The sequence below is a fragment of the Arthrobacter sp. SAFR-044 genome (genome assembly GCF_051965175.1).
Lineage (GTDB): Bacteria > Actinomycetota > Actinomycetes > Actinomycetales > Micrococcaceae > Arthrobacter.
Map to the genome: position 1 here is coordinate 23,050 of NZ_JBQCMK010000005.1, position 23,211 is coordinate 46,260.

The window sequence follows — 23,211 nt, forward strand, 5'->3', positions numbered from 1 at the left end:
CGAAGCCCAGCCCGAACGCACCGTCGAACCGCTGAGCCCCGACGCCGGAGCCGAATCATTCCGACGCGAGGAAGAGGCCCGCAGGGCCGAACGGGAACGGGCCGGCCGGGAAACCTACGACTGGGTCTCCCAGTTCAACCGGGGCCAGTCCCAGCAGATCGAGCGGGACATCCAGCGGGCAGAACGGGCCAAAGCCGAAGCCCAGCCCGAACGCACCGTCGAACCGCTGAGCCCCGACGCCGGAGCCGAATCATTCCGACGCGAGGAAGAGGGCACGGCGAAGCAAGCACAAGACCGGGCCCAGTTGTATGCCGCTATCCAGGCGTACCATTCGGACTTCGGACAGACCACGGCGTTGCGTGAGGTTTGGGAGCGTGCGAGTAGTGAGCAGCCGAATACTAGGCGGGGGTATGACGCGGCGCGAAACGAGTTTTGGAAGATACTCCACAATGAATCAGATCAGGATGCAAACGCGCACGAGGTTCGGAAGATGCTGGAACTCGCCGGATATAACTTTGGCCGAGGTGAAGGCGCGCCGATTCTTGACCTACTTCCGAATCGCGATTCAAATGACTCACCGAAGCAGTTTCGACTGTCAATCGATCACAAGATTCCGGGCAGCCTCAAACTCAAGATTCCGGGCAGCACGGGCGAGAACCTCTGGTTGAAAGTGGATAACCTACGTTTCATGACGGAAGCCGACAACGTTGAGAGGAACGCCTTTTTCAATGAGAAGGATGAGCCGTTCAAGGGATGGCCATGGCACTGGCAGCGGCCACGACATCGTTCTTGAACCAAACTAGTCATAATTAGAAGAACACCTACCTGGCCGATCGGGTTGGTATCGCCCCGCCTGGGCCGAAGGAATTCCAACATCGAGTTCTTTTGACCCACACCGCTGACGTCAAGCCACCTTGACGGCGGAGACAGGCGGGGCCACGGAAGCTTCAGAGGAGTACCGGCGGATCCTGACAGACCGCATCCGGATCCAGGGCGCCGACCACCCCGACACCCTCACCACCCGCGACCGGCTGGTCTACTGGAGTGAGCAGAACGGCTATCCGGTCTAAGGGCGCGTTGCTACTGATGTCCCCCTCCCTTGACAGCGTCAGAGCCGGGTGGATCCCTTGCCAGCGGGACTGCAGCGGAGGTGAGGCCGTCCGGGCGGCCGGCGACGGCGTGAATTTCGTCGGAAATAGGGGTCGTAGTTAGTGATGACAACTGCCTCGGCCGATTAATGAGTACGACGCTCTGGAGCGAACTGCCTCCTGTGCGGATGATCGACGAGGCACACTCCCCGACCACAGCAGTTTGCGGGGCAGGCTGCCAGCAACTCAGCACGGGTCGGGCAGCACAGTCCTAATCGGACGCTTCCCGGTTACCCAGGGCGGCGGCAATCGGTCGACCGGCTTGTGCTTTTCCGAGGTAGTACTCGCCCTGATGGGGTTTGGCTCCATTGTCGACAGTCCATGCGGATTCGAGGACGGCCTCGGCGGGTTTGTTCCGATCGAAGAGTCTGGTCAAGTCCGGCTCGGCGGCTACGAGATCGTTGCGGTCGGCGATGCTGACCCACTTCCGTACCATGGCCGGGTATTCGGGGGGCTGCGGTGAGATGCGGTCGTAGATGATGGTGCGCAACCCGAGTGGGCTGCCGATGGTCAGCCCTGGTCATCGGCTCGCAGTGTGACGCTCTGGAGCATCTGGATTTCGTGCCCGACCGGGTGAGTCGGTTGTTTGAATTGCTGACCGATCCCCGCCGTGGGGGATGTCAAGCTGAAGGAAACGGTCGCATTCACCGGCTGGATCCGAGTGTTGAAGAGGCTGTGGTGTCCGCCGCTTCCGCGCAGGCGAGCCTGCTGATCGTCTTCATTGGACACGGGGTTACCAGGGACAAGTCCAGAGGAGGCACACGGTTTTTCCTGCTCCCCAAGGACGGGAATCCGGAAAATCCACGTCCTGAACCGCTTATGAGGTTGGAACCCACGTGGAAACCCTCTTGTCCGGGCCTGAGCAATGGCTTGACGGGATGTTCCTGATTCTTGACGCCTGCCATTCGGGGACCGGCGCCGTCGAGATCATGTCAGAGGCCCGAGACATCCCGGGATCGAAGCGCATGCAAATCCTGACGTCCACCTTTAACGGAGGTCTTCCTACGATGGCTGCTTCTCCCAGTCCCTGATCGGCCTGATGCAGCACGGGCAGACCCACCTCTCGAGCGACTACATCGGTGGGAGGAAGCGGCGAACGCAGGCGATGAGGCCTGCTCGGACCAGGAGGAACCCTATTTTTCCATGGCCAGCTAAGCGCCGGATCCCCCAACTGGAAATACACCCACAGCCCTGGTGGTGGCGCCGCCGTTCCTAAATTCCATCCTTCCCTCAGGAGTGCCGTCCAGGAATTCAACATGGAGGGTGAGCACCAGACCGCCGACAAAAGGTACCTCGGTGAACCTCATGCGTTCATCGACATCTTCGCCGACAAAATTGATTGTCCTTCGGAAAACAATTTGATTTTCATCGGTCAGGCGAACCTCATCAATACGTGCGTTCTCATTCAAAGTGCATTTAAAGAACACCTCGGATACACGCTGCTGAATACCTATGGATAAATGCTCCGCTGCTATCGGCAGATGTAGCCAGTTATCCGTTCGGGCGCTTTGAAAAATCGTTGTTCCTTGAAGGTTGTGCATGATTCTGCGGACATTTGTCGGGAACTCGACGACCGCGGCTACCCCGTGAGTTGAAAAGCGTGCCACTTCTTTAGCCTCCTAGATTTTAGGTGCTCCCCAGCAGGCTGGTGCAATCAGTGTGGAGGCGTTGTGACCTTCTTGGCTAGGGGTTATGCCTTGCAAGGTGCATTTATAAGCACCCTGACGCTGGGTGGCCATCGTATGTCTGGAATGGGCAGTTCGTGCGCTGCCAGCAGTAACGCTGCAGTAACACGTCGCTGAATAGGCTGGGCTGTTCCTACTGCCATGAAAGCCCGGATAGGCGGCGCGCGATGAGCACACCTTTCAACTGCTACACGTCCTTCTGCCCAGCAGCGTCGACATCCACGGTAGGACGCCGGGGCCCTGAACTGTTGGCGAGAACGGCCTGGACCACTCCACCCGATGTCCAAGCAGTCGGTCGGCGTGGCCAGATGTTGGGCTCCCGCGAGTCGACGCAATCGTGGCCTGGTGCTGGGATGGGGGCCTGAACGATGGCTATTGTGACAGGTAGCCTCCGCATTGACACGGGAAGCGCTTCGATACCTATCACAAGACTGACTCTGCGGCTTCCGGTCTACTCTTACATCGCTGGTGAGGAGAGGGAGGTGCTTCGGGTCAGAAGGGACCTGGATCGCCATGAGCCTGTGACTCACCGGGTAGTGCCGAACGAGACGTTTTTGTTCCCGTATGATGGCCGGTTCGTTGTTGGCGATGACCGACAGATGTTCACGGGTTGGGTGGGGGAGGGGGACCTCGAGAAGCTGCAATTGGAAGTTCCCTTTGCAGTTTCTGACTCAACCGGGACTGTGCTCGATAGAGGGGCGCTTCGTGCCTACTTTTTTTTGGACATCGGCCCTCGGGTGGGGCCCCATGACGACTCCAATGACACGCTGGAGTTCGCCAATAAGCTTTTCCTAGTCAATGCTGCAATCTATGACCGGATGGTCCTTGACAACCCGCCCCCGCCACGGCAAGGCAGTAACTATCTGCTTAGGCTCTTGGTCAACATCGGTACCTTCACGTCGGAATCCGCTGAAGCTGACTCCCTGTCAGAAGCTGAATTCCAGGAACTGGCCCAGAGGCATAGTGTGTCTGCTGAGTTCGTGAAATCCGTGCACGCCCGCTTCGATGAATTGACGTCTTTTCTGATTGACTTGGGCTCACTGACACCAGTTACAGTTGCCGGGACTTTCTTGGTGAAAACAGATGGGGAGCCGCTAACCCGGAAAGACTTGGATTTTTACAGCGTTGTTGCGGACGTGCCCGTCCGGTCGGCGTCGGGATCCATCGAGGTTCGTACGTTGACCGCTGATTGGGGAACATTGGCGGACCCTCTCGATGTTCCAGTGAACTTCGAAATGCTGACCCAACCAACTCTTTTTGCCGAGGGCGTCGAGGGGATGGTCCGGGTGCGGGTCAAAGGCTTCGACGGGGCTACGCTCTGGAGTCAGGACTTCGGCGCCTCGGATCCGCTGCTTCATGGTTTGAAAATTGAAATTCCGGCTCACCGCCCGGGAGTCATCGAAGGAACTGGGGGATCGGGGAGCAGCACTGCCCGTAAACGCATCCGCGGGCAGGTGCTAGCCCGCCACGCCGGTACGCGGGTCCGCGGCCTTACCGTCGTCCTTCAAGGGAAAACCGCTACCGACGTGGTGTGGCGGATTGTGTCAGCCGCGGAGACAAACGATCGGGGCTATTTTTCGATGCCCTATCCCCGCGGGGTGTTCGTGGCCGCTCAAGCGCTTGTTTCCGCCGCTCCCGATGCGGCGGTCGATGTCGGAATCGCATCCACTTCCGCGGAGGAGACGGTTTCTGAGGATTTCATCTACATTCTTCTCGACGACGGAGGGCATGCCGAGCATCCGGAGGACTGCGGTTGCGCGACCAAAAATACCGGTGTGACGCGGCTGCCTGACCAGTCGGATCTAATCAATTCAGACGAGTATTCCCAAGATCTGGGGGGTGGATGCATCAGCATCACCACACCCAACCGGACGTTGCAGGAGTATGCATATAACGCCATCGTCCGTGTTTCCGACCCGGACGTAGCCAATTACACGCTGACCCGCAATGGCGATGGTTCATTCCAACTAAGCGGGGGAGCCGAGAAGATCAACCGGGCCCCAGTTGACCTGGGCAACCCAATCCGCTGGCAGGACGCGCCACTGGCAGGTGATGCCTTGAGTTTCTACCAGGCGGTAACCGTCTCCACAGGACACATACTCTTCTACAAAGCCGTCTTCAAGGCCGACGGGTACTCTCTGGGTGATCTGGTCTACTCCCTGCCATTGGCCCCAGGACAAAAAAAGCAGATCGTTTCATACGACATGGCCAACACGCTCGAAGCCAGCGAAGAGCAAAGACTTACCCAAAGTGAACGACTCAGCGCAACCCTCGTGGATGACCGCAGCATCACGGACGTGCTCAGCGGCGGAATCCGGGAAACCCTTGCCGGGCAAAGTTCGGCCTCAACCTCAGGGATCAGCGCCGGCCTTGGCCTAGGTGGATCCATCGGCGCCATCAGCGGATCCCTCGGCGTCGCAGGAGGCTACGCAAACTCAAACTCTTCGGCCTCACAAAGCGGGTCCCGTGGCATCACCCAATTCTTCGGTGAAAAACTCCGACAAGCCCTGTCACAGAACGCCGAAAGCTACCGACGCCTTAACGCATCCGTCGTGACCACCGTGAAGGAGGGGCAGGAGTACGCGGTCACCACCGAAGTCGTGTCCAACCATAACCACTGCCACTCCATAACGATGATGTATTTCGAAGTCCTGCGGCACTACGCAATCTCGCAGGAACTCGCCGACGTTCAAGAATGCGTTTTTGTCCCATTTTTGCTGACCGAGTTCAACAGCAGGAACATCTCAAAATGGAAAGACGTCCTGACGACACACCTTCTCCCCATGCCGTCCAGCACCTATCTACGTCCCATGCTGCTGCGCGGCAGCGTGCGGCAGCAGCATCCATTGACCCGCGCCTTCGACGCCAACGAACGAATCCTGAGCGGATACTCAAGGGTAGACTTCCCGCTGAATAGCTACGCCGAAGACCCCATCACCGAAATCACCGGCGAGTTCACTCTACGCACCCGCCTTCCGCGCCCGAGAACCAGATACGACCGCATCGTCTCCCTCCCGGTCGTTACCAAGACCGTGTCACGCCAAGAAATCGATATCGTGAAGACCGCCGCCGTGGCGGTCTTCACTGGGGGCCTATCCCTGCTGGGGGGGCCCGGTACCAACACGGTGGAAGAAGAAGTCCTGGTCAAGACGCGTATCTTCGATGCATTCATGGACCTGGACGCCAACTTCCAATCCGTGCGCCCAGCCGATGCAATACGTGTCAAGTCATTTGCCCCAAAGACAATCGAGATCTCTGGAAATTCATTCATTATCGACTTTTTTCAGAACCCCATCGATCGACAGCAGTGGGAGTCTTACTCGAACATCTTGGGAGAATTCAGTGATGTTCACCAGATGCTCGACAACTACTTTGCGGGACGGCTCATCTCTGAATGGGAAGGAATATTCAATCGGGATATTGCACCGCTGATTTTCAATAAAATCGTTGACACTATCCGAATTGGGACACTTAATCTCGACTTGACAGCGATGAGCAGGTACAACGGTGGAGAACGCGCCATGCAGATCCGCTTGTCCGGCGGCAGCACCGTACCCCGCAAGGATCTGCCGGAGCAGATGCGTCTGCACTCCAACAGCCAGGTAATCCACGGCTTACGGAGTGCTGGTTTAGCCACGCTCATCGTGGACAAAGTGCGCATCCGGTATATAACAGCGCATTACAGCGGTGATATCCACAACGGCTACTCCGGCAACGATCTGCTGGACGAAGACTTCGCTACGAGCGGGGCTCTGCTCGCCACACCGCTGACGTCCCAGGACCGCCGCAACCCCCGCAAAGAAGATACCTACCTGGTCGAGGAACTAGTGGCCCACCTGAACTCCAACCTCGAGCACTACAACAAGGCACTGTGGCGAACTCTTGACGCCGACCGCCGCTTCATGCTGCTAGACGGATTCAACATTCAAATATTCAACCGCTTCGGGGCACCCCTCGGCTATCGAAGCCTGTCATCCGTAGTCAAACACGAACTGATCACTGTCGCAGGGAACTCGCTGGTCTTTCCCGTAGCCGACGGATACAACGTCTCACAGGCCCTCATCGTCGAGAACAAAGAGGAAGAGGAAGAAGCAACGCCAACCCTGCGTGATCACTATCTGCCCCTCCACCCGGTCGAACCCTACCGTCTGAGCGTCCCGACCCGGGGAGTCTACATGGAGGCTTTGATGGGGCAGTGCGACGCCTGCGAAGAGGTCAAGCCGGACTCCTCTCAAGACTGGGACCTCTTCCGAACCGAAGAACCAACAGCGATCCAGCAGGTCGTCACACCCACACCCCAGCGGACCGACTGGAAAGCGATTTGGGCCCAATTCGCCCAGCCTCTGGTAACAATGCAAACCCCGAGGGAAGCCCCCGCACCCGGCAGCGGACTGGAAGGGCTGTCAACGGCCCTCGTCAACAGCCAAGCTTTCCGGGACGTTACAGGCCTTGCCGGCAACCAGGAAAACGTCATTCGCACCTACCTTTCAAACCAGGAGAACGCGAAAGCCTTCGCGGAAATGGCCAAGACCATGGCCATGCAGGACCACAATTCAGCCAATTCCCGCTCCATCATGCGGTCCTTGGAAGAAGCACACGATGCCGAAGCCATCACTGACCCCGAGTACCGCCAACTGGTCCGAGACCACCTGGGCCAGCAGATCGACGGCGGCGCCCGGCAACAAGCTGAAACAGCCGCGCAAGCAAGCCGGAGACCATCGCTCACAACGGCAGCAGTGGAAGCCCTCGATGACGGCCGCAGCGTAACTGCCAAGACTACCCACTCGGACGGAAGCACCGAAGAGGTCCAAGTTAGCTCCGGGCGATCGCAACAGCAGGAACCGATACATTACGATGTAGCACTGGTCCCACAGCCCAACAAAACCTCCTGCTGGGCTGCTGCAATGGCGATGCTTGAGGGATACCGGCGCAGCATCGCTGCCTCCGCCAGCGTGGTGCTCACCGCCACTCATCTGGCAGCAGAAGTAGGCTACAGCCTCGAGCAGTCATACGGATGGGACCGCCTGGAGGACGTCAAGGACTTCTACGGCTTCAAAGACATCCAACTCGTCGGCAGCCAATACCCCACCGCGGCGCAATGGCGCCAATGGCTGCGCGAGCGGGGCCCCCTCTACGTGACGGTTGTCGGGGAACCTTCCTCCCACGCAATAGTCATTCACGGCATAGCCGGGGACGAGACGGCGACCGGGGCACGCGTCGAGGTTCTCGACCCATGGGACATCAGCCAGACATTCGACAGCGACCCAACAGTTTTCAATCCACCAAATGAAGGAACAGCCATCACCCTGTCGGTCGACGAGCTCAACCGGAAGTTCAACGGCGGAGACCTGAGCAAACTCGCCATCTTCGAAGACTGGCGGATCCTTTACCTGCCGGGACTGGAGGCTGACGCCGGCACAACCGCTCCAACCGGTGCGGCGAAACGTACCTTCAGAATCCAGGGCGTCAACAAATTCTTGGCAACCGACACGGACGTCCGGTTCAAAGCTTCAATCGTCAGTGGGAGCATGAACCTCACCGTCAACGTCAAGGGAAACACCTGGAAGGACGTGAACGAGAAACTTCAAGACGGAGTCCACGACCTGACCATCACACCTGACCACTCTGTCACCGAACCAGCGGACTGGCCTGGCTTCGCCGCAACGGCAGCCGTCCCGCTACCTGACAGGATGTGGCTGGAAGAACGCGCGGAAGTGACGGTCACCGGGAACCGCATCACGGCTATCACCGGCAATCCCAATATCGTGCTTCGCGGCGACAGCATAACGGTCAAACTCCGTCCCCTCTGGGCCAAAACACCACACAAATCCTCGCGCCCGACAGGAGTATCGCCAGACTATGTGGTTCTGCACCACACAGCCGGAAACAGTGACCTGCCGCCCCACTTCGTGGACCCGACGGCAACTGAGAAGGCAGCAGCGCACTACGTGATTACCCGGACGGGCGAAATAATCAAAATGGCTCACGAGGCATCCGACGCCGCCAACCATGCCGGAAGATCAATGTGGAAAGGCAGGCCATCACTCAATACCTCGTCCATCGGTATTGAAATCGTCCACCTCAATGACACTGTCGCTTACGAAGAGGTTCAGTATGTCGCCCTCCTTGCGCTACTGGGCCAACTCAAAGCCACTTACCCGGCAACAAAAGCGAAAAACTTCATTGGCCACAGCGACATCGGACTGCATCCAAACGGCGATGTCGGACGAAAGGCACTCGACCCAGGAAAGCGCTTGGACTGGCCCAGACTGGAAACCGCAGGCTTCGGCCTCGCCCCGGCAGACGCTTCAACAATCTTCACAGCGTCAAACCCAGTGGAGGACATCTACGGCGCCATCTTCAAGGCCGATACCAATATCAAGCTGCCCATTAGAAGAGGGCAGCCCCCGAACTATAGCGCAGTGGTCACCGAGGTCAAATCCGATCTAGCTGCCATCGGATATGCGATCCCTTCCGCTGGAAGCAGCACATATGACGACGGCACGGATCGAGCTATCCAGGTGTTCAAAAACAGATTCTTCTCTGGCTCCCGGATCCAGCCTGACAGCTTCTACAACGGCCGGCTCGAATTCGAGACGGCGCAAATGATCAAACGCGTCCTTCATACTGCAAACCTTCCCTAAGACAAGACTGCAGCTATGGACCTTGCTAAAGGTAACGGCGCCTAGAATCGGTAGGAATGGAGCCTGTTCCATGGTGTGTCACTGAAAGTACGGAACCTGGAGAAAAAGCCACGAATGATGGCCGGAAGCAGCCCCTTTTTGAGGGCACTCCCCCGGCAAAATTTGATAGCCGATAATGGAGATTCCGTCAGCTTGCCGAAGTGCGGAACTGGCAGTCTTGGCGCTGTCATAAGAGGGTTTGTGAACCTGTCTGCCAGGAGTTCTAGGTGACCCTGGCCAGACGAAGGTACTGATAGACCATTTCACGGCTGATCCCGTAGTCGTGGGCCAGAACGGCTTTCGGAACACCGTTCTCAACGCGATTCACGAGTTCGGCTGCCCGTTCGGGGGCAGGGTCTTCTTCCGCCCACTGTAGACTCCGCGCTGCTTCACCAGGGCAATTCCTTCCCGCTGCCGTTCCCCGATCAGGGAACGTTCGAACTGGGCGAAGGCGCCCATGACCGAGAGCATCAGGTTGGCCATGGGGGAGAGTCCTCGCCTGTGGAGACCAGGCTTTGCTTCACGAACTCGACGCGGACACCTTTGCGCGTGAGGCCTTGGACGAGAGCTGTGCAAGGCAGATGGCTGGTTTGTGGCAATTGATCCATAGATCATCGGCGCAGTCGTGGCTTCGCTACAAAATGACCGTAGACAGGGCTCTGTAGCCTTCTTCGGAGGACCGACCACCATTCACAGGAGGAACCATGAGCCACGAGACGACCTCGACCTCGGCACCGCGCCGCCCGGCCCAGAACAGCCCCCGCACGCCGCGTCCACTGTGGGATGCGCAGTCGCTGGCCCTTATCTCCGTGTTCGCCGCGTTGATCGCAGCCTCGGCGATCGTCCCAGGCATTCCCGTCGGCGGCTTCGGGGTGCCCATCACGCTGCAGACCCTCGCCATCATGGTGACAGGCCTCGTCCTGGGCGGATCACGTGCCGCCGCAGCGGTGGCGCTCTACCTACTCCTTGCGTTCGCCGGGCTGCCGATCTTCTCGGGCGGCCGGGCGGCCCTGGCCGTCCTCGCCGGCGGATCCGCCGGATACATCGTGGGGTTCCTCCTCGCCGCTCTGCTCGTTGGCATAGCCGCCGAGCAAATCATCCGGCGCCTCCCCGCCAAGCGGCGCGGCCTCTGGTTCTTCCTCGCCGCGGTAGTGGTCACCGTGGTCGCATCGCACCTGCTCGGCGTGCTCGGCATGATGGTCAACCTCAAGCTGTCATGGCAGGCTGCCTTCGCCAGTGACCTCATCTTCTACCCCGGCGACATCCTAAAGGACGCACTGGCATCCGCCGCCGCGGTGGCCGCCCACAAGGCCTTCCCGGACATCCTCGTGCGCCGCGTGAAGTAAGCGAGGCCGGAGCATGGCTATGAGGATCTTCGGGGAAACCGTAGACGACCAAACCCGCTGCATTCACTATCACACCGACGTAGATGTCATAGCCATAAAGTTCAAGTGCTGTCTTCGGTACTATCCCTGCCATCTCTGTCACGAGGAGGAGGCAGACCACCCGGCCCTAACATGGCCAAGAAACGAGTGGGCAGAGCCAGCAGTCCTGTGCGGTGTGTGCAAAAGCGAGATGTCCATAAACGCTTATCTGTCGACCACATCGTGCCCCAACTGTGCCGCTCGACTGAACGAGCGGTGTGCGGCCCACACGCATTTTTACTTCCAGACCTGAACGGAACCTCTCCGATGATTCCCCGCGAAGAGCGACGCCAGCGCACAGCGGCTTTGCAGTGACACCCCCGGCATGGAGGCAGTGTGCCTGCCCCAGCGCAGTCACACCACAAGAGCTCCTGCCTCCATTTGCGCCTTAAGGAAGCACACGGGTTGCCTTTCAGAGCTCTACGGGACTGCGTCCACGAGTCGTCTAATCCGCTTCTGCTCGTTCTGCTAAAGAGCCGATGATGGAACCGTCATAAAGCTTGGAAGTGCTGCCGCTTACAACGCGTCCTGACTGCACAGAGATCGCACAGCATGACGGCGGCAGGACGGGTACCGTTTTGGTACCATAAGGACATGGCTATGAATCTCCGTGTCCCTAAAGAGCTCGATCGACGGCTGGAGAAGTTGGCTGCCGAGGAACATACGTCAAAGTCTGCGCTTTTGTTGCAGGGGGCTGAGTTGGTTCTTCAGCGCCACGCTCGCCAGCGTGAAATCAGCGAGGGCCTTGATTTCGTGATGAGTCATGACGTTGAGCTGCTGAAGCGCCTTGAGGACGCGTGACAGCGTACCTGGACATTGAGGATGCCCTGCAGGTAGTTGATCGGTACGGCTTCCATATACGGGATGTCGGGTTGCTGGCCTCGGCATTGGCCAGGCCGGCGACGACTGTCATGGGCGCGGAAGCTTATCCGGAACTGGCGGTGAAGGCGGCTGCCTTGTTGGAGTCGGTCGCCCGGTTTCATCCGCTCATTGATGGCAACAAACGGACGGCGTGGACGCTCATGGTGCTGTTGCTGTGGATCAACGGTTACCGGCATGGCTTCACCACGGATGAAGGCTTCGACCTCGTCGTCGGAGTCGCCGCGGGCACCATCGACTTGCTGGACTCTGCCGCCGAGATTTCCAGACATCTGGTGCCCCGGTAGTCCTTGAACACCCCCGAAACGGGGTGTGGACAATGTCCACACCTTTCCTCTCGTACTGGGCCCAATAGCCTTCGAACTGGCCCGGATTCCGCATGTTTTCGCGGGCTCCCACTGTTTCCAGGGGCCGGAATGCAGTTCGAGTCCCACCTCGGGCACAGTGTTTCCGCAGGTCAAACGTTTGTTGGCGTGCCTAGTGTTGACAAAGCTTGACAGCGGCAGGTCTTCGGGCGTAGTGGCTCGGGGCTGCTGCGATAGCAGCGATCAGAATGACAAAGGACGACGGCGGGAATCCCGCCGTCGTCCTTTGTTTGGTTTTCAGGCTCTATAAGCCCATTGTCCGAGCAGCCGTCCGTCGTCGTCGTACTTTTGGACGGCCAGTCCTGGGCCGTTGTAGCTCATTCCGGCAAGAGGGTTGTGGTGGTCGTAGGTGAAGGCGATCAACGGCCCGTGCGATGTGACTTCCTGCAGGTGAAACCGTGTTTGTCCGGCCCCCTCGCGGGCCAGGGCGCTGACTGCCTTTAGGCCCCGGTATGTCCTGTCGAGTTCGACGATGGTGTATTGAATGTCGTCGTGGAAAGTGGCGATCAGGGGTTCCGGGTTGCCTTTGTTGTAGGCCTCCATCACGGTTCGCACTGTCTCGGAGAGGGTGTTCACTACTGGGCGCCCGCTTTCCCTTGGGGGACCGGTTTCAGGGCAGTGTCACGCCCTCTGTCGAGGTGTTCCGGGTTCCTTGGGGTGCGGGGGATGGCAAGGGCAGCCAGTGCCCCGGCTACCGCCACGCCTCCGATGAACAGGAGGGGAACGATGACATTGCCCGTCCAGTCCTGGCCGAGCCCCATGACGTAAGGGCCAAGGAAGGACCCAATGGAGCCGATGGTGTTGATCAGCGCGATGCCGGCGGCGGCCGCCGTCATGCCCTTGAGCTCGAGGTTGGTGACCGCCCAAATGATGGGGCCCGTAGCGGTGAAGAGTGCACTGGCGAGGGAGATGCCGATAAGGGTGGGGGCCAGCTGGTCGCCGGTGGCCACACTGATCACGAGCCCCAGCGCGGCCAGTACCATGCCCGTGACCAGTACCCGCCGGTGCGCCTGGCTACGGTCGCAGTAAATGCCAAGGGCGATGGTCGCCACGACAGCGACAGCGAACGGGACCGAGGACACGTACCCGATCGTCATTACATTCGTAACGCCGGTGTTTTTGATGATGCTCGGTATCCAGAAGACGACGGCGTAGATGCCTATGTAGTTGGCTGCCAGGATGAAGCCGAGGAGCCAAACCCGCTTGGTGGTGATGGCCTTCTTGAACTGTTTTGACGCTTTCTCACGTGCCCCGGCGGGACCGAGGCTTGCCGCGATGGCGGCCTTTTCCTCAGCGGTGAGCCACACGGCGTCCTTCGGCGAGCTGGCAACAGCAAAGAAGAAGATAATGCCAAGGAGGGCAGCCGGTATGCCTTGCATCACGAAGAGCCATTCCCAGCCTGCGAGACCGGCGAGTCCCCCCAGGCCGGACATGACCCACCCGGACAGAGGACCGACGAACATGCTGCCGATGGGTCCTGCGATGACCAGCAGCGCCAAGGCCTGGGCGAGGCGTTTGCGTGGGAACCACTGGGACAGGAAATAGACCATCCCCGGGTAAAAGCCCGCTTCTGCGATGCCCAGGAAGATCCGGGCAGTGTAGAACTGTCCAGTGTTTTGGACGAACCCCGTAGCGATAGTGACAACGCCCCAGGTGACCATGATGCGCGCGATCCACACTTTTGCGCCGACCCGTTCGAGGATCATGTTGCTGGGCACTTCAAAGAAGATATAGGCGAGGAAGAAGATGCCAGCGCCAAGGCCGTAGGCCGCGGCCGAGAGCCCGATGTCGGCACTCATCTCCAGTTTGGCGAAGCCGATATTGACCCTGTCGATGATGGCCACGGCGTAGCAGACGGAGGCCAGGGGCAGAATTCGCCAGGCAAGCTTTTTGTAAAGGGTGGTTGGCAGGTCGTCCCCGGTGCCTTCGGAAGCTGTGTTGTGGGTGTACGTCATTGTACGGACTCTTTCAGTCGTCGGTGGTGGTGTTGGTCGAGTGCAGGGCGGGGAATTCCCACCAGGTGTCCGGCTGCCACTTTGCCGTTTCCCATGCCTGCCGTTGTTGCTGCCGGGGGTCCGGGACCACTGTCGGGGTGGTGTCCAGCAACATTGTCCACCGTTCTGTTTGCCGGTATTCAGGCCAGAAAGGCAGATCGGCGCTTTCGGGTTTGAGACACTTCGCGAAGGACTTGATCGCCCGTAAAAGGATCCAGCAGCGGACGCCTCAACGGTCTACCCGAGCTGTGTGCGGAGAACCATCAACAAGACCCCTGCAACGAAGAGCAGTGCGCAGAACAAGGTGCCTACAAGTTCCACGCCCCGCAGCTGCTCGGCTTTGTCCCTGACGGGGAGAAGTTTAAACTTCTCTGTAACCAGGAACACTTGATATGCCGCTATCCGCTTACGGAAGACGAACCAGACAGCGGCCACCAGCGCGAAAACTACGCCTTCACCCATTCGCTGCCCCCCCACAAAGACTCGCTTTTCGACCGTCACGGACAGAGCCAGAGTCCCACTGGTCCGTCAGTGTTGCAGATTCCATCGCTAGACGCACAGATGGATGAAACTCTCGTAGAAGGATTCAAACCGCGAAATATCTGAAAATGCCGATAAGCATGAACAGCACCCCGAAAATTACCGCGGCCGCACCCAGCCGCTTGAGATGGATCTTGGGGTTCTTCCTGAAATACTCAACACTGGCCAGTGCTGTGAGTTGAAGCTGGGATACAGAACGTCTGAAAGCGATCAACGCGACTCCCACCAGGACAAGCACTACGGACGAAAAGGCGTTGTGGCTCATCCCGACTGGTGCCTCATTTGAGAGCGCCTAGAGTGCCCGCCAAGATCATTCCGGCTCCAACCACGGAGGCTGCCGAATACCGGGCCGCCTCCACACTTCAGTTCGTGAACGCGGGCGCTGAGTGTGGTGGGCGAAAGCGAGGAATCTCATGGACCCCGTGTGTAAGGCACGCATGAAAACAGTCACCGACGGGGCGAAGGCGCTCTGTCCTGCCGCCACACCCGGCCGCACCCGGTGCATTTGTAAGGGCGGACCCGCACCAGCAGCGCCGTCGGCCGCCACCCAGCGGTTCGTGCGCGAGCGGCCCTATGACTGCACGCGAGTTTAGGTTCATTTGTTCACGTTTCTAACGTCATTGGTAATCATAAGTGTCGGCAATTCAGGATCTGGATCCGGGAACCATTCCTCCATGTGGTAATGCAGGCGGCTACTATTCATTTCATGCTGTCCAAAGCGGATGCTCCGTAGGCCATCCGACGACACCAATCGGTCGGCGTCCGGAAGTCCAGTGCGAGGGTGGACGTTTGTCTGGTTCGGGCCCAAATATTCATTCCATTCATCAAGTGCTTTTGCCCTCCGGATAGGCTCGGGAAGGGTTTGTTCTGAAACGTCGATTACTAGTGGTGATTTTGCGGTCTCCGGAACGACTGCTTCCGTAGAGGCGGTCGCCTTCGGCAGGACAACTGACCTCACGCCCGACACGGGCTTGGGTACGAGGAATCTGTTCAGGACGGGACCCAATAGCCGTCCGGCCGCAACGGCCCCTAAGGTTTGTCCCAGCAGACTCCATCCCGACAGAATTCCCTCACCGTTATCGGTAGGAAGTCCGGCCCTCCTGAGTGAGTCCGTGTTGCGCGCCAGTGCTGCATTGACTTTCTGAACTCTTTCTTCGTGCGTGGAGAAAGGGTTAATTTGCTTCAGCGTCTCTTTAGCTACCCAGCCCCAATCCGTCCGTCCGTCCGGAAGCGTTCCAGGCCCATTCGTTGTACTCGCTTGGGTGGGCGCGGGCGTTGCCCGAGATCCTGAAGGGGAAACGGCTACGGTTGAGCCCGAGTGTTTCTCGATGCCATCCACTACGGGTATTGGGCTTCGCCCGTCAGGGTCTCTCTGCACGAGCGGCGCGCCATGACAGTAGCCATATACGTTGCCACCGGTGGTTGGTATCGGATCGCAAGTTACCCACCGGCACTGCCAGGAGGCGTAGTAGCGCGCTCCGTGGTAAGAGAGGCTACTTTCTTCATTGCGTTCCTTGCCGGTAAATCGGTACCGTTTTCGTGAATAGCTGCCGAACGACGTTTCGCCATACGGTGTGTATTCTTCCTTGTTGAGCGGCGAACCCGCGGGGTCGGTGACGACAGTGCTGCTCCCTAGATGGTCGGGCAGCGTGTAGATGATCGGTGGCATGACGTCGCCGGGGAGCGGGTCGCCTCTACGGCTGGTGGCGATCCGGTTGGCGACGTCGAGGATGTGCACTGCGTCGTGGGTGGTGGGCGCGGCCGCAGCTGGCAGGGTGTGGAGAGTCCGTTCGAACCCGGCGCCGATGTAGATGGTGACGGTGTCGGGTCCATTTTGGTTGCGGACGAGCTTGATGGTCCTCGTCCCGGAGGCGTCGTAGCGGTATTGGGCGTAGACGGATGGTTCGGGCCCGGCCTGGGTGCGGTAGGTGGCGAGCCGGTTCGCGTGGTCCCATTCGAAGAGGCGACTGGTAGTTTCGGAGGTCAGGTTCCCGGCAGGGTCGTATGTGTAGCTTGCGGTAATGGATCCGGTGGCGAGCGTAGCGAGTCGGTTGCTGCCGGCGGTGGCGGTGTAGGTGCGCGTGTAGGCGCCAGCCGCTGTGGCGTCCGCGGCATGCCGGAGGGTAAGAAGATTGCCGGCACGGTCGTAGTCGTAGGTTTCCGTGTACGCGCGGGCGCGGGTGATGTCCTGGCTGCGGGGTGTTTCCAACCATGGCTGATCGGGCAGGATGTCGGTTTCGCGGCCGGTGGCGGCGGTTAGCCGGTAGAGCGGGTCGTATCTGAATCGGCGGTCGAGCGCGTTCGGGTTGGCTGGCGGAATTCCGCATGCGGGGGTACGGTCGGCGATCGTCAGGAGATTGCCGGAAAGGTCGTAGCGGTAGGTGTGGTCCTGCTGTGCTGGCCCGTGGGGCTGCCAGCTAACGGGGTTTAGCTGGGTGGCGTTGGCGGTGTGGAGGCGGGAGAGACGGAATGTTTGCGGGTCGTACCGGTAGCGAAGGAGAAGGCCGTTGCCGAGATGCGCCAGGAGGCGGCGGCCGTGGGCGTCGTACGCGACCGATTGCAGGTAGGGAGTGTCGTCCAAAGCGATGGCGGTGATGCCGCCGCCCCGGCCGTAGCTGTAGTCGTACCGGCTGCGTGTCCCTGTCACGTCGGTCGGTCCTGTTTCAGCAGTTTTGCGTCCGAGCGCGTCCCATGCGTTGTCGGTCTGGTAGCTGATGGGATCTAGCAAGGCGTCCGCGTGCTCGGTGTAGTTTTTGCCGCTCGCGGGTTGCCAGTCCGCGGCGTAGCTCGTGTTGTCCCAGACACCGCCTGTTGTGCCTGATGCGGGGAGGGCAGCGAGCAGCAGTTCCAGTTGCAAGATGCGGCGCGTAACGGTCACCGGGTTGCCATCTAGGTTGTAGCCGCTGATGGAGTGCGCCCCTGCCTCGTCCAGAATAAGCACGGGTCGGCCGAGTGCGTTGGCGCCGCGTGCCTGTTCGAGGGTCAGTCCGGCCCCGGTCGGGTCGTCGCCATAGACGGTGACAAGGCGCAGCGTGGGTGTCTGGCCGGAATGCTCGGAGGCCCAGCCAAGTTGTGGACGATGGGCACGGTCGAAGGCGGACAGTGTGAGTGCGGCCTTGTCGTCTCGTTGTTCGACTGGGGCGCCGGCGGCGTCCCGGATCGTGTGGGTGGTGCCTGCATCCAGCAGCCAGGTGCGCCACGCCTGCCCGACAAGGTCATAGAAGGTGGCCGCGCATGCGCGACCCAGCGGGTCGGTGACGGTCAGCGGGTGTCCGTCGATGTCGTAGCTGGTGGTGGTGACCTGTATCTCGGTACCGTTGCGGGCGGTGGTAGCAGTGGTCCGGCCGAACGCGTCAAGAACGGTGCTGGAGGGCGTGTTCCAGTGGTCGGCGAACGCCAGACTGACCGTGGGGTGGGTGCGGCCGGCGTTGTCGTTGCCGTCATACGTGCAGGTTTCCCAGGGGGTCGGTTCCATGCCGTCCGGGTTGGCGAGGCTGGTAGGAACGCCGCGGAGGGTGAGTGTTTCCGTCCCATCGGCCGTGACGGTGCGGATGCACAGCCCGCGGGGGTCGTAATGCCGGACAGTACGCGCCAGAGACGCCAGAAGCCCCTCAGCGGGCCCCAGATAGCCATATCCGGTGTCGAAGAATGGTTCGTAGCCGATGACGGGCCGTCCCTTGTTGTCGTAGACGGTCCAGCCGCTGACGACGACCGCCGGGGACTCAGGCACGGCATTGTGGCCGGTGACGGTACCGGTTGCCACTGCCGGGTCGTCGGTCAGACCAAGGTCGTCGATAATAAAGTCGTCCGCCTGGGTGCGGGTCTGTAGGAGCCGTCCAAGTCCGTCGCTGAACTCGACTATGTGAATGAACCGTTCCGGGTGGCTGGTCTGCTCCTCCGGACCGAACAAGGCGGCGATGTCCCGGTCGGTCAGTGGCGGCTGGCCCGCGGCGGTGCGGCGCGAATTTTCCCGGTCTACGATGGTCCACCGGTGCTCGACCCGTCGCACGGTCGTGACACTTATGGGTTGCCGGGCATTGGCGGGGGAATTTCCGGTGGGTGCGCTGTCGTCCCAGGCTGTCAAGTGGTACTCGTAGGACACGCCTGGTTGCGCGACGGTGTCAGCCTCCGCTCCTGCAATCTTTCCCAGTTGGGCGGTGAAGGCGACCAATCCGAGCGGGGTGTAACCGACGGCGGTACGGTTGCCGTTGGTGTCTGTGACCAGGATCGGCCTGAGCAGCCGGTAGTCGTAGTCGGCGGTGGTGGTAAGTCCGGCCGGGTCAGTGATGCTGATCGGCAGCAGTTGGTAGCTGTCGTAACTCGTGGCAATCTCTGCGCCAACCGAGTCTAGGGACACGGTGACTAGGCCGCGACCGATGTGGGGGCTGTTGTGGATGTCGTAGCTCACCCGGGAGGTTTGGGCGTAGTAGCCGGCAACGTAGTCTCCGACATCCTCATGCCAACTGTAGCCCAGGTGCGGCCCCCGGGTGTCGGGGGCACCGGTGATGGCCTGCTGGAAGGCGGCGGGGTAGACTGCCGGCCAGCTGGCCGGGGCAGCGCTCCCATCGAGGCTGAGGTAGGGCGGGAGTGTGATGCCGGTGCCGCCGGGTCCGGGCTGGCCCGACTGGGTGAGGAGCGCCGGGGTGATAACGAGGTGTTCGGTGCGAACTGGTAGCCCGTGGTCCCCCAGTTGGCCCAAGTCCAGACCAGTGAAGGCCTCACCGTCATAGTACGAGAGCTCGAGTCCGCGCAGATTCGTCGTGGTGGCGCCGGTGAGTGTAGCCAGCCCGAACGCGAGCACGGGTCCGGTCCCGTCGTCGCCGCATTCGTACCGGACGGTGCGCGCTACCCGGTCGACCAGGTAGATCCCGGCGTCATCGCGGGTGGCGTACTCGGTGGCGGTGAGGGTGGCCAGGCAGGCAGCGCCTGGGGCGCGGGGGTCTCTGCCGCGGGGAACCCCAATGTCTGCTCTGGCATGCGGACGGCCGTAGCTGTCGTAGCCTCCGGTGAGAAGGAGCCTTGTCATGGGATCTATACCGCGTTCCCACACAACCGACCGGGACATGGTTGGATGGACCGTGACCACGGGCGACGCCTGCCAGTCCGCATGCTCGGCGGTACGACCGTCGAGCACCGGCGCGACCTGGTAGGCGAAGTCGTGGACCTCGTAAGGGCTCTTGGCGCGGGCAGAGCTGTCTTGGGCGTAGGTTTCAGTGCGCAGCACCCGGCCGCGCATTGCCCGGACGCCTTCGCGGAGCGAGGGGCGTGGCAGCCGATCCGGTAATTCCGTGTAATCGACGTGTACGGCCAGCTGTGGATCACCGGGCCAGTACTCCTCGCTGAAGTCGAGTTGGTGCCAGGCCCCATGAGGCGGCCCGACCGGGCCGGGATGAAACCAGGTGACGGTGCGCAGCGGAGGGCTGTCCACGGGCTCTGTGGGTCCGGACGGTTCCCGGACCCAGGCGTGGTCGATGTAGAACTCGGCCCCGTCTGCACTGGCTGAGTAGATGACGATCTCATTACCAGGAGTGCTCTGATTGCCAGCCTCCATGAGCATCCAGCGGCCCGTTTCGGCACAGACGGCATCTTCGCTGGTATTTCCCCCGTCGCCGGTGCCTATCATTACGCTGCCCCGCATCACGTAGAGCCATGCGGACGACATGACGTGGACGGGGCCTGTGTGCGCGGGAAGGAAGGTCTGCACGATGCCGCAGCCGCCGGCGCCGGTGGTGACGTGCACCATCGACCCGCCCCGGCCGTAGGGCAGGGTTGAGGCCAGCAGTTCGGTGGTTGTGGTTGTGGCAGCGTTGTTCCAGACGGTCCAGGAATCAGCGGCTGATGGGCCGCCGCCCGACGGGTGGTCGCCGGTCGTGGTTAGAGTGCTGGGGCCGCCGGGGGAGGGGGCGTCGAAGCTGAAGTTGGCGAGCAGGTTGCCCGCGGCGGCCGAATCGAATCCTATTGGCACGTTGGCCGGGGCGGCCAGGGGGTCGAGCGGTTCAATTTTTACCGGGGGCAGCGGTTCAGAAGTGACGGGGAGAAGGGCGTCGGTCTGTTCGACGCGGGCGAACCCACGGAACTCCCGATCCCCGGGATCCCAATAACCGTCGTGGTAGCTGAACCGGGTGTTCAGTACCGTGTGGGCGAACGCGTCATGCGTGGTTACACTGGCCACCACGTGGACGGGGAAGGGCAGGGTGGTCCGCCACGGGCGCCCGGCGGTCCGGTCGGCGGTGGCGTAGGCGGTCGAGGTCGCGTACTTCATCGTGGTTGCTGCCCCGGCGTGGTTGTCGATGCCGGTGAGCAGGTAGGGTTTGCTCCCGCCTGTCAGGTCCAGGAAGGCGGTCCGGTTCTCCTGGCCGACCCCTGACCATACGATGCCGGGCGCCCCCGTGCCGTTCAGGTCGGCCAGCCGTACCGCGGTCAGATCGGTGGTGCGTGGGGTTCCGTGGACGATCACAGGGGCGGCGAATCCATTGCCCGACTGGTTGACCCAGAGGGTGACTTGGCCCTCACCGATGTAGAGCACGTCAGCGGTGCCGTCGCCCACCACGTCGCCGATGAGCAGGCGGCGGGGATCGAATCCGGTCCGGGTGTAGGAGGCGGCGTCGCTGAAGTCAGGCGCACCGCTCATGGCTACGGGCAGTCCGAACCGCCCGTAGCCCAGGTTGGGCCGGTAGATCACCGACCTGTTGTTGATAAAGACGATATCGGTCAATCCATCGCCGGTCATGTCGGCCGTTTGCACCCGCCGGTCGGTGAAGTCCAGGACCGGCAGGTCCGTTGTTGCCGGCAGTCGCTGCAGGCCGCTAAACCCGGCGTGGCCGTCACCGTGGGCCATCATCGGCGGGTTACCTCCGCGCAGCACGTCCGCCTGGTGGTCCCCGTCAAGGTCGAGCAGCCGGACCTGAGGGTCCGTCAGCGGGAATGTCGGGGCGGTCCTGGCCGTGTAGCTGGACAGGTCGAAGCCTGCCTGTGCTCCGGGCACGTCACGTGGCGCGGCCAGGGACCAAGATGCGGTTCGGGTCGCCGAGGAGCTGATGAGCTCGGGTCGGCCGTCCCCGTTCATGTCGGTCAGGCGCGTTCCGGGCTGATCCAGGGAAACTCCGGCGGGGGTGTCGGCGATGGAACGGGGAAGATCGAAAAGGCCGCCGCCGCGGTTGCGCCAGTACCGGGCCGTTTCGTTGAGCTGCAGCAGGGACGGCAGACCGTCACCGAACGCGTCGGCCAACTCCAGCCCGCCGGTACCGAGCGGGGTTGGAGGTAGAACGGGGTCCAGCAGCCGGAACCTGCGGGAAGCCGGATCCCAGTCACTGTAGGTGAACTCGAGCGGCGGCCGGGCCTGCTCCGCGGCACCGTCGTGACCGCGGACCTGGATCCGGCCCAGTAGCGAGACCCTGTTACTCGGGGGTGTTCCTGTTTCATCGACGTAGTTCAGGGCGATGCTGGTGGCCAGCACCGGTGTGTCGGTCTGGATCCAGATTTCGATGCGTTTGGCCCGCAGCGTGGTGCGCAGCTCGAAGCCGGGCCGCCGATCCGAGAACGGGTCAGGCCGCTGTGGTGGGCCGTCCGGGTCCTGGTCCTGGTAGATGATGCGGACGCTGACCAGGTATGCCGGGTTCGCTTTGTCGCCGTAGTCCGCATAGCGCACACCGGCCAGATAAAGCTGCGGGCTACCCGTCGGGTCGGGGCGGTAGGTGTAGCTGATCCGGTTACCCAGCAGGTCACTCGTCTCGCTTAACAGCCAGGTGAAGATGCCACCGGCAGGGTTGACGACGATGGCGGGATCGGCCCAGTCGGCCGAGGCGTCCGCTGGCCGGGGGGTACCGTAGTAGCTGCGCAGCCCGTCTTTGCTGCGGACGTCCCAATAGTCCCCGCTCTCGCCAGTTACGTGGGTGATGCGGGCGAAAGCGGCTTCGGTCCGGGGCCGGTATCGGCTCACCGTACCCACGGCCCCCGCCGCCGGAGCAGCGGTGCCCTCCGGTACGGGCACCAGTTCCTCAGCACCGGAGAGCACGAACGTATCCAGCGCGTCATCGTAGCGTGGGATGCCCCGGTCCGTCCGCCGGGCCACTTGCGGTATGCCGAGGGTCCAGCCCAGCCCAAAGGCCCCGTTGCCGGCCCCCGTGCTGTAGGCCAGGGACATTGATGGGGTCAGGCCTTTCCGTCCCTCCGGAAGGGCAATGGGAACGGACAGGTTCCCGGTACCGGTATGCAAATCGGGCTGGAAGGTTTCGCCTATCGCGGTCAGTGCCCCGCCACCCTTGGGAACACTGATCCCGCCCATTTTCGGCCCGCTCATCGGACGCCCCGGAGCCACCGACTAAGGCAGAGAAAGGCCTCATGCGTGCCCGCATGGCGTAAGACCCGGTGCAAGGCCTGTTCGAGCCCTCGTGCGCCCCCTGGAGGAAATGCATCACTAAACCAGGCCCAGGCATGACCCGTACTGGCCGTCGGAACCACGACGGCATCGGAGCGGCTTCTCATTATTACTCC

Annotated in this window: 16 protein-coding genes and 1 pseudogene; 7 read left to right on the top strand and 10 right to left on the bottom strand. The window is 61.2% G+C overall.

Annotated features, from left to right (window positions below; all coding sequences use genetic code 11):
- Both ACTHQS_RS09330 and ACTHQS_RS09335 read left to right on the top strand, forming a co-directional pair.
- On the top strand, window positions 1–793 hold a 793-nt coding region (locus ACTHQS_RS09330), incomplete at its 5' end, for a hypothetical protein (RefSeq protein WP_440168049.1).
- Window positions 794–914: 121 nt separating this feature from the next.
- Window positions 915–1,070, top strand: coding sequence for a hypothetical protein (locus tag ACTHQS_RS09335; RefSeq protein ID WP_440168050.1), 156 nt, complete (start codon window positions 915–917; stop codon window positions 1,068–1,070).
- A gap of 289 nt (window positions 1,071–1,359) precedes the next feature.
- Here ACTHQS_RS09335 and ACTHQS_RS09340 read toward each other — a convergent pair whose 3' ends face one another.
- The 3 genes from ACTHQS_RS09340 to ACTHQS_RS09350 form a co-directional block, all read right to left on the bottom strand.
- A complete protein-coding gene (locus tag ACTHQS_RS09340) occupies window positions 1,360–1,638 on the bottom strand; it encodes a hypothetical protein (protein WP_440168051.1) in 279 nt (92 codons plus the stop codon).
- 20 nt (window positions 1,639–1,658) lie between these two features.
- Entirely contained in the window at window positions 1,659–1,877 is a 219-nt protein-coding gene (locus tag ACTHQS_RS09345; RefSeq protein ID WP_440168053.1) for a hypothetical protein, read from the bottom strand.
- Window positions 1,878–2,299: 422 nt separating this feature from the next.
- Window positions 2,300–2,755 carry a DUF6623 family protein gene (locus ACTHQS_RS09350; protein WP_440168055.1) on the bottom strand — a complete coding sequence of 152 codons (456 nt, stop codon included), beginning with the start codon at window positions 2,753–2,755 and terminating at the stop codon, window positions 2,300–2,302.
- Window positions 2,756–3,369: 614 nt separating this feature from the next.
- On the opposite strand from ACTHQS_RS09350, the gene ACTHQS_RS09355 reads away from it, so the two are divergent.
- Window positions 3,370–9,477, top strand: a complete 6,108-nt coding sequence (locus tag ACTHQS_RS09355; protein WP_440168057.1) for an N-acetylmuramoyl-L-alanine amidase — start codon at window positions 3,370–3,372, stop codon at window positions 9,475–9,477.
- A 262-nt stretch (window positions 9,478–9,739) separates the two neighbouring features.
- Here the strand turns inward: ACTHQS_RS09355 and ACTHQS_RS09360 are convergent.
- A pseudogene (locus ACTHQS_RS09360) lies at window positions 9,740–10,127 on the bottom strand (recombinase family protein); the annotation flags it as partial.
- Window positions 10,128–10,220: 93 nt separating this feature from the next.
- Between ACTHQS_RS09360 and ACTHQS_RS09365 the strand changes: the two are divergent.
- The 4 genes from ACTHQS_RS09365 to ACTHQS_RS09380 all read left to right on the top strand — a co-directional run bounded on the left by ACTHQS_RS09365 (window position 10,221) and on the right by ACTHQS_RS09380 (window position 12,106).
- Window positions 10,221–10,862 (top strand): biotin transporter BioY, encoded by a 642-nt coding sequence (locus ACTHQS_RS09365; RefSeq protein WP_440168059.1) that lies wholly within the window; start codon window positions 10,221–10,223, stop codon window positions 10,860–10,862.
- Between the two features lie 19 nt (window positions 10,863–10,881).
- Window positions 10,882–11,193 (top strand): CHY zinc finger protein, encoded by a 312-nt coding sequence (locus tag ACTHQS_RS09370; protein WP_440168061.1) that lies wholly within the window; start codon window positions 10,882–10,884, stop codon window positions 11,191–11,193.
- A gap of 341 nt (window positions 11,194–11,534) precedes the next feature.
- Entirely contained in the window at window positions 11,535–11,741 is a 207-nt protein-coding gene (locus ACTHQS_RS09375; RefSeq protein ID WP_440168063.1) for a ribbon-helix-helix protein, CopG family, read from the top strand.
- Window positions 11,738–12,106 carry a type II toxin-antitoxin system death-on-curing family toxin gene (locus ACTHQS_RS09380; RefSeq protein ID WP_440168064.1) on the top strand — a complete coding sequence of 123 codons (369 nt, stop codon included), beginning with the start codon at window positions 11,738–11,740 and terminating at the stop codon, window positions 12,104–12,106. The genes ACTHQS_RS09375 and ACTHQS_RS09380 overlap by 4 nt, the downstream gene beginning before the upstream one ends.
- A 315-nt stretch (window positions 12,107–12,421) precedes the next feature.
- Here the strand turns inward: ACTHQS_RS09380 and ACTHQS_RS09385 are convergent, their stop codons facing one another.
- The 6 genes from ACTHQS_RS09385 to ACTHQS_RS09410 all read right to left on the bottom strand — a co-directional run bounded on the left by ACTHQS_RS09385 (window position 12,422) and on the right by ACTHQS_RS09410 (window position 23,017).
- Window positions 12,422–12,760: a nuclear transport factor 2 family protein gene (locus ACTHQS_RS09385; RefSeq protein ID WP_440157629.1), complete on the bottom strand. Its 339-nt coding sequence runs from the start codon at window positions 12,758–12,760 to the stop codon at window positions 12,422–12,424.
- Complete coding sequence (locus tag ACTHQS_RS09390; protein WP_440168066.1) at window positions 12,760–14,139, bottom strand: MFS transporter; 1,380 nt, start codon at window positions 14,137–14,139, stop codon at window positions 12,760–12,762. Before ACTHQS_RS09390 ends, ACTHQS_RS09385 begins: the two co-directional genes overlap by 1 nt.
- Before the next feature lie 13 nt (window positions 14,140–14,152).
- Window positions 14,153–14,293, bottom strand: a complete 141-nt coding sequence (locus tag ACTHQS_RS09395; protein WP_440168067.1) for a hypothetical protein — start codon at window positions 14,291–14,293, stop codon at window positions 14,153–14,155.
- Window positions 14,294–14,415: 122 nt separating this feature from the next.
- Window positions 14,416–14,679: a hypothetical protein gene (locus ACTHQS_RS09400; RefSeq protein ID WP_440168068.1), complete on the bottom strand. Its 264-nt coding sequence runs from the start codon at window positions 14,677–14,679 to the stop codon at window positions 14,416–14,418.
- Between the two features lie 85 nt (window positions 14,680–14,764).
- Window positions 14,765–14,983, bottom strand: coding sequence for a hypothetical protein (locus ACTHQS_RS09405; protein WP_440168069.1), 219 nt, complete (start codon window positions 14,981–14,983; stop codon window positions 14,765–14,767).
- Window positions 14,984–15,313: 330 nt separating this feature from the next.
- On the bottom strand, window positions 15,314–23,017 hold the full coding sequence (locus ACTHQS_RS09410) for a SpvB/TcaC N-terminal domain-containing protein (RefSeq protein ID WP_440168071.1): 7,704 nt from the start codon (window positions 23,015–23,017) through the stop codon (window positions 15,314–15,316).
- Window positions 23,018–23,211 lie beyond the last annotated feature (194 nt).